This is a genomic window from Mesorhizobium sp. P2_C4, from assembly GCF_056404575.1.
On sequence record NZ_JBFUDT010000001.1, the window covers coordinates 316,485 to 328,044 of the forward strand.

The 11,560-nt window shown below is 63.0% G+C and carries 10 protein-coding genes; 6 read left to right on the forward strand and 4 right to left on the reverse strand.

Features of this window, described 5'->3' with window-relative positions; translation table 11 throughout:
* Positions 1-173: 173 nt before the first annotated feature.
* Positions 174-1,751: a class I adenylate-forming enzyme family protein gene (locus tag AC1DX6_RS01610; protein WP_477310576.1), complete on the forward strand. Its 1,578-nt coding sequence runs from the start codon at positions 174-176 to the stop codon at positions 1,749-1,751.
* 54 nt (positions 1,752-1,805) lie between these two features.
* Here the strand turns inward: AC1DX6_RS01610 and gshB are convergent, their stop codons facing one another.
* Together gshB and AC1DX6_RS01620 are read right to left on the reverse strand one after the other, a co-directional pair.
* Complete coding sequence (gshB, locus tag AC1DX6_RS01615) at positions 1,806-2,744, reverse strand: glutathione synthase (protein ID WP_477310578.1); 939 nt, start codon at positions 2,742-2,744, stop codon at positions 1,806-1,808.
* A 124-nt stretch (positions 2,745-2,868) separates the two neighbouring features.
* On the reverse strand, positions 2,869-3,807 hold the full coding sequence (locus AC1DX6_RS01620; RefSeq protein ID WP_477310580.1) for a ketopantoate reductase family protein: 939 nt from the start codon (positions 3,805-3,807) through the stop codon (positions 2,869-2,871).
* 260 nt (positions 3,808-4,067) lie between these two features.
* Between AC1DX6_RS01620 and AC1DX6_RS01625 the strand changes: the two genes are divergently transcribed.
* On the forward strand, positions 4,068-4,778 hold the full coding sequence (locus tag AC1DX6_RS01625) for a GNAT family N-acetyltransferase (RefSeq protein ID WP_477310582.1): 711 nt from the start codon (positions 4,068-4,070) through the stop codon (positions 4,776-4,778).
* Between the two features lie 66 nt (positions 4,779-4,844).
* Here AC1DX6_RS01625 and AC1DX6_RS01630 read toward each other — a convergent pair whose 3' ends face one another.
* Together AC1DX6_RS01630 and AC1DX6_RS01635 are read right to left on the reverse strand one after the other, a co-directional pair.
* Complete coding sequence (locus AC1DX6_RS01630) at positions 4,845-5,219, reverse strand: GtrA family protein (protein WP_477310584.1); 375 nt, start codon at positions 5,217-5,219, stop codon at positions 4,845-4,847.
* 8 nt (positions 5,220-5,227) lie between these two features.
* Complete coding sequence (locus tag AC1DX6_RS01635; RefSeq protein WP_477310586.1) at positions 5,228-6,229, reverse strand: glycosyltransferase; 1,002 nt, start codon at positions 6,227-6,229, stop codon at positions 5,228-5,230.
* Between the two features lie 131 nt (positions 6,230-6,360).
* Here AC1DX6_RS01635 and AC1DX6_RS01640 point away from each other — a divergent pair, with 131 nt between their 5' ends.
* The 4 genes from AC1DX6_RS01640 to AC1DX6_RS01655 all read left to right on the forward strand — a co-directional run bounded on the left by AC1DX6_RS01640 (position 6,361) and on the right by AC1DX6_RS01655 (position 11,529).
* Entirely contained in the window at positions 6,361-8,166 is a 1,806-nt protein-coding gene (locus AC1DX6_RS01640; RefSeq protein WP_477310588.1) for a GtrA family protein, read from the forward strand.
* 146 nt (positions 8,167-8,312) lie between these two features.
* Positions 8,313-9,662 carry a putative bifunctional diguanylate cyclase/phosphodiesterase gene (locus tag AC1DX6_RS01645; protein WP_477310590.1) on the forward strand — a complete coding sequence of 450 codons (1,350 nt, stop codon included), beginning with the start codon at positions 8,313-8,315 and terminating at the stop codon, positions 9,660-9,662.
* 155 nt (positions 9,663-9,817) lie between these two features.
* A complete protein-coding gene (locus AC1DX6_RS01650; protein WP_477310592.1) occupies positions 9,818-10,585 on the forward strand; it encodes an SDR family NAD(P)-dependent oxidoreductase in 768 nt (255 codons plus the stop codon).
* On the forward strand, positions 10,582-11,529 hold the full coding sequence (locus tag AC1DX6_RS01655) for a 2-dehydro-3-deoxygalactonokinase (protein WP_477310593.1): 948 nt from the start codon (positions 10,582-10,584) through the stop codon (positions 11,527-11,529). Before AC1DX6_RS01650 ends, AC1DX6_RS01655 begins: the two co-directional genes overlap by 4 nt.
* Positions 11,530-11,560: the final 31 nt, after the last annotated feature.

Consider the following 11,560-nt stretch of genomic DNA (forward strand, 5'->3'; position numbering starts at 1 on the left):
GCCGTATGGCGGATACGGGTGTAGATCTCGCGTTCGATCGCATTGGGACGGTGGTCGCGCAATGTCGGGCGAGGACACACCTTGGCCGCGCCTTGAATTCTTTCTCTCAGCCAGCGAGTGAGATATCCTAACGTCGGCGTCGTCAATACGGCGGCAGGCATTGGGGGAACGAAGTGCCTCGGTCAGGAGCCAAGCAGGGCGAGCCAATACCACGCCTGCTCGACCTTGGGCTAAAGCGCAAACCGGATGATGTGGCACTGGTCACCCCCGAGGGTAGCTTGAGCTGGCAAGAACTCGAGGGCGCCAGCAAACGCTATTCCGCTGGCTTGCTGGCCTATGGGCTGAAGCCGGGCGATAGAATTGCGTCGCTCATGCCCAATAGCGCTGCGCTGATGATTCACTATCTGGGCTGCTTCAAATCGGGGATCGTGGCAGTACCCTTGAACTACCGATACACGCCTCCCGAGATCGATCATGGACTCAAGACGAGCGGCGCTCGGGCGCTGTTGGCCCATGTTGACCGTCAGGAAGACATCGCTTCCAGTGTCGCGCGTGACTTGCCACTTGGGGTCATCGACTACGGCTCCGAGCACGATCGCCATTCAAACTTCGCGACGCTGTTGGAGAGCCCGATCGCGCCCGAAAATTCGCCTATGCCTGCGCCTACTGATCCTGCGGTTATCTTTTTCACTTCGGGCAGTACCGGCCCGGCAAAGGGCGTAGCCCATAGTTTCGAAAGTCTGGGCAGTATGATTGCCAGCTTCGCACAGGGCTGCCAAACCGCGGCAGACGACATCGTTCTGCTAAGCGGATCCATGTCGCACATCGGAGCGCTCCTGGACGCCCTCATGGGACTCGCAGCCGGCGCTCGTGTCGTCGTCCCGCCAAGCTTCGATGGACCCGGGCTCCTGTCGATGCTGCGCGAGCATCGCCCAACCATACTCATCGCTTTGCCCTCGGTCCTCTTCGGGTTGGTTCGGGCGAAGAATGCCAGGCGCGAAGACTTTTCGTCATTCAGACTGCTCTGTGCCGGCGGCGATAAAGTGCCGCTCGAGCTGGCGCTCGAAGTTACTGCGCTCAGCGGCTTGTCCGTCAATGAGCTGTACGGCATGTCTGAAATTGGAGTTGCCACGATCAACCCTCCTGACGGGCTCAACAAAGCGGGTTCGATCGGGCGTCAGATTGTCGGCTACCAGATATCCATCCGGGACGATAACGGCAATGAACTGCCTCCCGGCGCTCAGGGGCGCCTCTGGATCAACTCGCCATGCAACATGGTCGGCTATTGGGGTGATGCAGAAGCAACGCGTGCAACCATCAGGGATGGCTGGCTGGACACCGGCGATGTGATGAAGATAGACGAGGACGGATACCTTTGGTTCTGCGGGCGGCGAAAACAGATCATCGTACACGATGGCTCGAACATCAGCCCGCAGGACGTCGAGGAAACGCTTATGCGGCATCCCGCGGTGGCAATCGCCGGAGTTGTCGGGGTCCCTGACACCGTCCATGGCGAAAATGTCCACGCGTTCGTAACTTTCAAGCCAGGCGCCGCGCAGCCAACCCCACAGGAGCTTATCCATTTCGCTCGCGCCAGCGTTGGCTATAAGGCACCGGAGAGCGTTTTCTTGCTCGATGAGATGCCCCTCAGCGCCACGGATAAGGTTGATCGAGTGGTGTTGAAGAAGTTGGCGGAGCGCCTTCTGAAATCGGAACTAAGTGAGAGCCGGATGCGATCGTCGTCGGTGTGACGGTCGTTTGTTCCGCAATTCCGCCCAGTGGAAGAGGCAAGCGGTCCTGCGCTCCTAGCGCTTGCCCTCGACCGCATCCCAGAACAGGCTGGCAATATCAGCACCGCCAAAACGCTTGACCTCGCGCACGCCGGTCGGCGAGGTCACGTTGATCTCGGTCATGTAGTCGCCGATGACGTCAATGCCGACGAGGATGAAGCCACGTTCCTTCAGCGACGGGCCGATGCGGGCGCAGATCTCGCGCTCGCGCGCCGTCAGTTCGGTCTTCTCGGCGCGGCCGCCGACATGCATGTTGGAGCGGGAATCGTGCTCGGCCGGCACCCGGTTGATGGCGCCCACCGGCTCGCCGTCGATCAGGATGATGCGCTTGTCGCCCTTGCGCACGTCCTTGAGATAGCGCTGCACGATATAGGGCTCGCGGAACATCTGGCCGAACATTTCGAGCAGCGAGGCGAGGTTGCGGTCGGCCTCGTGCAGATGGAAGATACCGGCACCGCCGTTGCCGTAGAGCGGCTTGACGATGATGTCGCCGAATTCCTTGCGGAAGGCGGCGACTTCAGCCGGGTCCTTGGTGATCAGCGTGTCCGGCATTAAGTCGGAAAACTCGGTGACAAAAATCTTTTCCGGGCTGTTGCGCACCCAGGCCGGGTCGTTGACCACCAACGTCTTCGGGTGGATGCGCTCGAGAATATGCGTCGTAGTGATGTAATTCATGTCGAAGGGCGGATCCTGGCGCAGCAGGATCACGTCCATTTCGGCGAGATCCGTACGCACCTGCTCGCCCAGCGAAAAATGGTTGCCCTTCTCGTCGCGCACCTGCATAGACTCGATGCGGGCGAACACCTTGCCGTCGCGCAGCGACAGCCGGTCGGGCGTGTAGTGGAACAATTGGTGGCCGCGCCGCTGCGCCTCCAGCGACAGCGCGAAGCTCGTGTCGCCGGCGATCGACACGGTGGAGACATGGTCCATCTGGACGGCGATTTTCAGCGGCATCTCGTGTCTCCGGTGGGATCAAGCAATTCCAGCAAAAGTGCGTAGCGTCCGGAATTGCGGCAAGGCAAGGTGCCGATATACGGAACTCGGCGGCGTCTGCCAATCGCGCTTGCTTGGCCCAGCCCTATTGGGTGTCGTCTGCGGCAAATCTGCCCGGGCGGTGTAGTTTGAGCACCGCATAAACCGCATCGTTCGCCGGTGTCGGGACCCCGAACTCCCGGCCGAGTTGAACCACCTTGCCCGCGAGCCAATCGAGTTCAAGCCGGTTGCCGCGCTCCAGATCATGCAGCATGGATGCCTTGAAGCCCGGTGGCGAGGCTTCGCCGAACTTCATCCGGTCGTCAGCGAAATCAGCAGGCAGCGATACGTCCTTGGCGCGACCGATCTCCACCACTTCGCGCATGAGATTGTAGAAGAAGGCGCGCGTGTCGGAATCGCCAAGTATCGCGCCAAGAGGTTTGCGGGTCGCTGCGGTCGCTCCAGAAAGCCCGATCAGGAAAACAAATTTTTGCCACCTCTCGCGCTCGATCGCATCGGACAATGCGCTGTCGAGCTTCGCTGCCAAGGCGGCATCGGCAAAGGCCTTCAGCATTGCGTCAGGCTTGCCGTCCGCGCGCCCGAAGATGAGGCGCGCGAATTTGCTTGTATGCGCCACCACGCCAGGCGCGGCGATCGTCGCCGCGATATAGGCGCAGCCGGAAACCACATTCCCGGCGCCGAGGATCGGGCTCAGTCGCTCTATGCTGTCCACACCGTTCTGGAGGGTAACTACGCGCGTGGCGGGCCCAACGAGCGAACGCGCCCGCTCGGCCGCTTTTTCGGTATCCCAGAGCTTCACCGCGAAAAGCACGATATCGACCGGGCCGATCGAGGCAGGGTCGTCGGTAACATTCGGATTCGGCAGGTGCAGATCGCCGAGCACGCTTTGGATCCTCAATCCGTTCGCCTTAAGTGCCTCGAGATTGGCACCTCGCGCGACGAAGAACACATCGTGCCCCGCTGCTGCCATCCGCGAGCCGAAATATCCGCCGATGGCGCCGGCGGCCATCACTGCAATACGCATCTCATCCCCTTGTCGGGTTCGACGACCTGACCCGGCCGGCGGCTGTCAAGGCAGCGCGGTTCGGCCCTCAGCCAATTTCCTTTGATTGAGTATTGGCTAATATACGCTTACGCCGGGGGAACCGTGAATGAAAGTCAATGTCGTCTACGCGCACCCACTCGCCGACAGCTACCAGGCATCGCTTCACAAACGCGTCGTGCAGACACTCAAAGCCAGGGGCGACGAGGCAGGGGCAGATCCAAGTCTGAACAGGAGGGGAGATGGCCACGCAGGAAAGTTGGATTGCAATGTCGAATTCGGTAGGCGGCGCTACTTTGCCTTCGGCGACAACGCTGACCGGAAACCATATCAGCCTCGCCCCACTCTGCCTTGAAGATGCGGAGGATATCTTCCGGCTCACCCACGCCCGCGAGCGCGACGAAATCTGGGCTGAAATGAAGGTGGGACCATTCGACGGGATCGAGTCTTTCCGGGCTCATGTAGGCGCCATACTCAACGACCAATCGCGCACATTCCTGACGCTACGCACCAAAGCGGCGGGGCCGGTCGGCTGGCTTTGTCTGATGGAGGCTAGACCGGCGCACAGGGTGATTGAGCTGGGCTACGTGCTCTTCTCGCCAGCGCTGCAGCGGACGATCGCGGCCAGCGAATCTCTCCTCCTGATCATGCGGCACATCTTCGACGACCTCGGCTATCGGCGGTTGGAGTGGACGTGCACTACGGACAATGCGAAATCGAGGCGAGCGGCCGACAGGTTAGGCTTTGCCTTTGAGGGCATATTGCGCGACGGATTGGTGCTGAAGGGCCACGCACGCGATATCTGCATGTATTCGATGCTGGCACGCGAATGGTCGGTCGCCGGCGCGGCCTTTGATGCCTGGCTGTCCCCCGACAATTTCGTCAATGGCCGTCAGATGCGATCCTTGCAGGACGTAAGAGCGGCGGTATCTTCGGGCTTTGCGCCAGCGTAGGCTCATGCAGTCAATGCGGCTCGCGGGGTCATGCGCTCCGCGGGTCACCTTCCTCGGACCAGCGCCTCAGCGGTCGAAGACCAGCCTGGAGTAGCCAAGGAAGGACAGCGCCATGGCGATCAGCGAGGCGATGGCAAGGGCTGCCAGCGGCGGCATCGCCGGCAAGGTAAGCAGGATGGCTGAGTAGACGAGATAGTTGACGATGCTGGTGGCGATGCCGACGCCGCCATAGCGCGCGCCCTCTTTTGCGATGCCGCGGCTTGACGGCGAGAAGGTGAAATGGCGGTTGATCAGCCAGGTGACGGTGAGCGCAAAGCCGATCGAGAGGAGGCGGGCGACGAACGGCCCAAGCGGCGTGACGGCCAGCAGCAGCCACAGTGCCGCAGCGTCGGCGGCGAAACCGACGCCGCCGGCAAAGAGGAAGCGGACGAGGCGGTTCACGACAAGCTCTAGGCCGCCCGGGGGGTCTTGCCCGGCTCGGCCTTCACATTTGCGTGCGGGCCGGCGCGTTCGACGCGGCCCGACGGCATCGACAGATAGAAGATGCGCTTCTGCTCGGCCCGGCCGCGCGATACCGAATCGAGGATCAGCCCGGTCACCGCCGCCAGCATCGACAGAAGCAGCAGGCCGACCGATAGCACCCAAGTCGGCATGCGCGGCACGAGCCCGGTCTGGGCGAATTCGATCAGCACCGGGGTCATCAGGAACAGGCTCGACCCAAGGAAGAATACGGCAAAGGCGCCGAAGAAGCGCAGCGGCTGCGTCTCCTTCATCAGCATGGCGAACATCCACAGGATCCTGGCGCCGTCGCGAAAGGTCGACAGCTTGGACGACGAACCCTCCGGCCGGCGGCCATAGTCGAGGGCGATCTCGCTGACCGGCAATTTGAGCTGCGAGGCATGCACCGACATTTCGGTCTCGATCTCGAAGCCGCCGGAAACGGCGGGGAAGCTTTTGACGAAGCGTCGGGTGAAGACGCGATAGCCCGAAAAGATGTCGGTGAAGTCGGTGCCGAAGAGGCGCTTGTAGAGGCTGTTGAAGACGCGGTTGCCGAAGGCATGGCCGGAGCGACCGGCATCGTCGGTGACGCCGCGCCTGGTGCCCACCACCATGTCGCAGCGTTCGGTCAGCAGCGTGTTGATCAGCTGCGGCGCGTCCTCCGGCGCATAGGTGCCGTCGCCGTCGGCCATCAGGTAGATGTCGGCGTCGACATCGGCGAACATGCGGCGCACCACATTGCCCTTGCCTTGGCGCGGCTCGCGGATGACGATGGCGCCGGCGGCGCGTGCCTTCAGCGCCGTGAGATCCCTGGAATTGTTATCGTAGACATAGATGACGGCAGCAGGCAGGGCTTCGCGAAAACGCAGCACCACCTCGGCGATCGTCAACTCCTCATTGTAGCAAGGCAGGAGCACGGCGATGGTGGGTTCATAGCGAACTTCGTGCGGCATTTTGGTCTCCGGATGCCAAGTGGCGCTCCATGGCCGCGCCGAATATCGGCTGCGCTCAGGCGGCTTTACTATTTATTGAAGCTGTTAAGGCTAGGTTTAAACCGCCTCGCATTCCCCCAAAGGTCATGAAGATGAGCACAGTCAAGGATGGCGCTTCCACCTGGAAGCCCGATGTCATGCTGGCTTTGCTTGCCACGTTGGTGGCGTTTGCCGTCAACGCCTGGACGGGTTTCCCGCATTTGGCCAATGCCGGCGGCGACAATGACAGCCTTCTGCGCATGGTCGAGGTTCGCGACATGCTGGCCGGCCAGGGCTGGTTCGATCTGCATCAATACAGGATGGGGCCGGAAGGTGGTTTCGTCATGCACTGGTCGCGGCTGGTCGATGCGCCGCTTGCCGGCATCATCCTGGTGGCAAAGGCCCTGACCGGCAGCATGGCTGTCGCCGAAAACGTCGTGCAAGTGCTCTGGCCGGCGCTGCTCTTCTGTGTGGCTGTGTTTTTCATCGCCCGCGCGGCGCGCAGTTTCGGCGGCTCGGGCGCCGTGCTGCCAGCGATCGTCGTCGGCGCGGCGGCGCTGCATTTCATCGGCATCTTTTTGCCGGGGGCCCTTGATCACCACAATGTCCAGCTGACGCTGACCATCGCCAGCCTCAGCCTGCTGCTCGAGGCACCTGTGCGCCGGTGGGCTGCACTGTTCTCCGGCCTGTGTGCTGCCTTGACGCTGGCCGTCGGCATGGAAACTGCACCCTATGTCGCCACCATCGGTGCCTGCGTCGCGCTGCTGTTTGTCGTCGACCCAGGCGGCGAACGGCTGATCGCCAGGGATTTCGGCCTCGGCTTTGCCGGGGTTTCAGCGCTCGTCTTCGTCACCACCATTCCGATCTCGGCCTGGGGTCAGGCGCAATGCGACGCGTTCTCGACCGTGCAGTTCGTGGTCGCGGCACTCGCCGGAACCGGCCTTGCAGCCATCGTTTCGGTCGACGCGACCGGCCGCACGCGCCGGCGGCGGTTGATCTCGCTCGGCCTGCTTGCCGTCGTGCTGGGCGCTGTCGTGGTGGCGCTGTTCCCGCAATGCCTGGTAGCTCCTTATGCGAACCTTGATCCGCGCCTCAAGGATTTGTGGCTCGATCACATCGACGAGGCGCAGTCGCTGTTCAAACTCTTCGTCTACGATCCGGCCAGGGTGGTGGCGCGCTATGTCACCCCGCTGGTGGCGATCGTCCTGATGGCGCTTCGCCTCGGCCGCGGCCGCAGCGGCTGGCGCCGGCGGGACAGCCTTGTCGGCGCTCTTCTTGTCGTGGCGTTCATCGTCAGCGCCTGGCAGGTTCGCGGTTCGACATTCTCGATTGCCTTTGCGGTGATCCCACTTTCTGCCTGGATCGCCAAATGGCGTGAGCGGGCGCAAACCAGTCCCTCACGCAGCGTGTCGCTGCGCATGGCCGCAGTCTGGCTGGTGTCGATGAACGCCGTCTGGACCGGCGCCGCCGCCGCGACCTCGATCGCCTTTGACGCCAACAAGGTTGCTACCAAGGACGCAGGTATAGACGCCGTGTGCGAGGCCAAGGCATCGTTCGCAGCGCTGGCGCGGCAGCCCGACACCACCGTGCTCGCCATTTCCAACCTCGGCTCGCCGATCCTGGCCTATTCCGGACACCGCGCATTCGCCGGACCCTATCACCGCAACATCGCCGGCGATCTGCTTGCGCTCGATGCTTTCCTGGGATCAGCCGCTGACGCCAGGGCAATCGTGGCGGCGCACCATGTTGGCCTGGTGGCGCTGTGCCGTGGCAGCCCGGAAAGCGAGCTTCTCGCCGCCAGGGCGCCGCAAGGCTTTCTTGCCGGGCTGATGCACGGCAGCGTGCCCGAATGGCTCGAGCCGGTAATGGAAACCAAGGGAGCTCCCGTCGAACTCTATCGTGTCCGGCAAGGTGCCTGAAGGCATCCGTCCCTGAAAAGGGTCGGACATTTCATGCCATCGGCAGCTTTTCTTCAGCCGACGAAAAAATCGATTTCGCGATACGTTTACTAAAGGGTTTGCTGGCAGTCTGGCCATAAATTCCGATATTCAAAACAGGGACACCGATGCAAACGACGTTTGGCACCGGGCAGGCAAGCAGGGAAAGCTCGGATCAGGCCTTCACGGATCCGTTGACCGGACTTGGCAATCACCGCCGCTTCTTCGACAAGGTCGACCGCCTGATCAGCGATCGGTCCGAGGACCCGGCGCCGTTCACCGTCGGCATTCTCGATCTTGATGGTTTCAAGCCAATCAACGACTTGTTCGGGCACAAGGCCGGCGACGATATCCTGATCCAGGTGGCGATGCGGCTGCGCGCGTCGATGGACAGCTATTCCACCGTCTGCCGCATCGGCGCCGACGAATTCGCCTACCTCTATCCGATGGTGTTCTCAGAGGAGGCCGCGGCTGAAAAGTCGCGCATGCTGATCGAGATCCTTTCGGCGCCCTATGATGTCGGCGAACGCACGGCCAGGCTTTCAGCCTCGGTTGGCTGCTCGCTGTTCTACTCCGGCGACGAAACCACGGAAATCCTCGTCAACAAGGCCGAAACGGCCCTCTATCATGCCAAGCGTTCCGGCCGCGGTCGGGTTGTCGTCTACACCCGCGAGATGGAAGAAGCCGCCAAGCGCGTCACCCGCATCGAGCAGGCGCTGCGCCGCGCGGTCTCGGCCGGCGAGGTGGAGCCGCATTTCCAGCCCATCGTCGACTTGAACACCCGCCGCACCATCGGCTTCGAGACGCTGGCGCGCTGGACTGACCGCGACCTCGGCTCGGTGCCGCCGACGGTCTTCATCCCCATCGCCGAGGAGCGCGGCATCATCGGCCCGCTGTCGCAGCTGGTGCTGCGCAAGGCCACCGAAGCGGCCCGGAGCTGGCCCAAGGACCTGTTCCTGTCTTTCAACCTGTCGCCGTCACAGCTCGTCGACCAGAACACCGGATTGCACATATTGGCCATCCTCGACCGCAGCGGCTTCGATCCGCGCCGGCTGGAGATCGAAATCACCGAGACCGGCCTGATGAACGATCCGGCCTCGGCCGAGAAGATTGTCGAGGATCTGCGCCGCGTCGGCATCCGCGTCTCGCTCGACGATTTCGGCACCGGCCAGTCCTCGCTCGGCCGCTTGCGCGAGTTCCATTTCGACAAGCTCAAGATCGACCGCGCCTTCGTTTCCTCCATCCTCGACGACCGGCCGTCGGAACACATCATCCGCGCCATTCTCGCCATGTGCGAGGGGCTCGGCATGGATGTGGTCGCCGAAGGCATCGAACAGGAGGCGCAGGCCGACCGCCTCGTCCAGTTCGGCTGCGCTGGCGGCCAGGGCTATCTGTTCGGCAGGCCGGTCGATGCCGACGCCACGCTCGGTTACCTCCGCGATTCCTATCGCGGCGCCCTGCACGCCAAGGCGGTCTGAACCGGCGATCTCGACTTAGCCAGCATTCGCTCCGCACGCCCGGTGCGGCGCATTGTCGTTTTGTCTGACATATGCCGGCAAATCCGACGTTTCGCCCTTGCCCACACGACGTGTCTGGCTAGGATGCGCGCCGGTTAGGCTGGGAGAGAACAGATATGATGCCATCGGCGGATTTTGCCGACCTTAGGGGAGCCTCGGTGCTGATCACCGGTGGCGGCTCCGGCATTGGCGCGGCACTGACCGAGGGTTTCGTGCGCCAAGGCGCGAAAGTCGCCTTCATCGACATCGCCGACGGGCCAAGCACAGCGCTTGCCGATCGCGTCGAAAAGGAGACCGGCTTTCGGCCGCTCTACTTCAAGACCGATTTGCGCGACGTCGAGGCCTTGCGGACGTCGGCAGCCAGCGCTGCGGCGGCGCATGGCGATGTCACCGTGCTGGTCAACAATGCCGCGTGGGACGAACGCCACGCCGTCGAAGACGTGACGGTCGAGTTCTGGGACAACAACCAGGCCATCAATCTGCGGCCGCATTTCTTCACCGCGCAAGCCGTGGCGCCGGGCATGAAGCGGGCCGGCGGCGGCTCGATCATCAACTTCACCTCGACATCCTACCTGATCAACCACCCCGACATGCCGGCCTACACCGCCGCCAAGGCCGGTATCCTGGGTCTCACCAAGGGCCTCGCCGGCAAGCTTGGTGTAGACGGTATTCGCGTCAACGCCATCGCGCCTGGCTGGGTCATCACCGAGCGGCAGAAGGAACTCTGGGTGACCGAACAGGCGCTCGCCGCCCATGTCGCCAAGCAGTGCATCAAGCAAGTGATGCAGCCGGAAGACATCGTTGGAACGGTGCTGTTCCTGGCGTCGGACGCCTCGCGCATGCTGACCGCGCAGATGCTGATCGTCGACGGAGGCTTCCTGTGAGCCAGGTTCCGGGAAGCAAGACGCCTGCTGTCGCCGCCGTCGACTGGGGCACCACCCGCATGCGGGTCTGGCTCGTCGACGCCGGCGGAAAGGTTCTTGCCGAGCGCCGCGGCGATGACGGGCTGATCACCGCGCAACAGAAGGGCTTTGCGACCATTCTCGAAGGCCATCTGGCGGCCATGGGCGCGCCGGAAGCACTGCCAGTCATCATCTGCGGCATGGCCGGCTCACGCCAGGGCTGGCTCGAGGCGCCCTACGTCACCGTGCCGTCGCCGCTCAATGCCATCCTTGCCGGCGCTGCCAAAGTTCCCGGCCAGCGCCGCGATATCCGCATCGTGCCGGGCCTCGCCCAGCGATCGCTCGACGCGCCGGATGTGATGCGCGGCGAGGAAACGCAACTGGCCGGCGCTGGTTTGCCGGCAAAGGGCCGCCAGCTTGTCTGCATGCCGGGCACGCATTCGAAATGGGTTCTGGTCGAGGACGGCGCTGTCGCCGGTTTCGGCACCTGGCCGACCGGCGAGCTGTTTTCGGTGCTGGCCGCGCATTCGATCCTGCGTCATTCGCTGGGCGAGCAACCAAAGCCGGTCACTTCAGACAATCCGTTTTTCCGGGATTGGTGCCGCAAGGCGCTGGCTGAGGGCGGCGATGTCACCTCAAGACTGTTTTCGATCCGCGCCGCCGGCCTGCTGCAGGACCTAAAGCCCGACGATGCTGCTGCCTGTCTCTCCGGCCTGCTGATCGGCGGCGAGATCGCCTCGGCAAACCGCCGCTATGGCGCAAATGCGGCGCCCGTCGTGCTGGTTGCCTCAGGCGCGCTGGGCACGCTTTATACTGAGGCGCTCGGCCTTGCCGGGCTTGCGGTCAGGGCTGTCGACGCCGACGAGGCGGTGCGTGCCGGCCTGATCGAGGCCGCGCGCGAAAACGGCATGATCGGCCGAACGTGACTGATCGACAAGGCATGATCGCCAAGAACGG

Coding starts and splice junctions, on each gene's coding strand:
- gshB (WP_477310578.1), bottom strand. CDS start 2,744: ATGCCGCTGAAAATCGCCGTCCAGATGGACCATGTCTCCACCGTGTCG.
- AC1DX6_RS01645 (WP_477310590.1), top strand. CDS start 8,313: ATGCAAACGACGTTTGGCACCGGGCAGGCAAGCAGGGAAAGCTCGGAT.
- AC1DX6_RS01650 (WP_477310592.1), top strand. CDS start 9,818: ATGATGCCATCGGCGGATTTTGCCGACCTTAGGGGAGCCTCGGTGCTG.
- AC1DX6_RS01635 (WP_477310586.1), bottom strand. CDS start 6,229: ATGCCGCACGAAGTTCGCTATGAACCCACCATCGCCGTGCTCCTGCCT.
- AC1DX6_RS01625 (WP_477310582.1), top strand. CDS start 4,068: ATGGCCACGCAGGAAAGTTGGATTGCAATGTCGAATTCGGTAGGCGGC.
- AC1DX6_RS01620 (WP_477310580.1), bottom strand. CDS start 3,807: ATGCGTATTGCAGTGATGGCCGCCGGCGCCATCGGCGGATATTTCGGC.
- AC1DX6_RS01640 (WP_477310588.1), top strand. CDS start 6,361: ATGAGCACAGTCAAGGATGGCGCTTCCACCTGGAAGCCCGATGTCATG.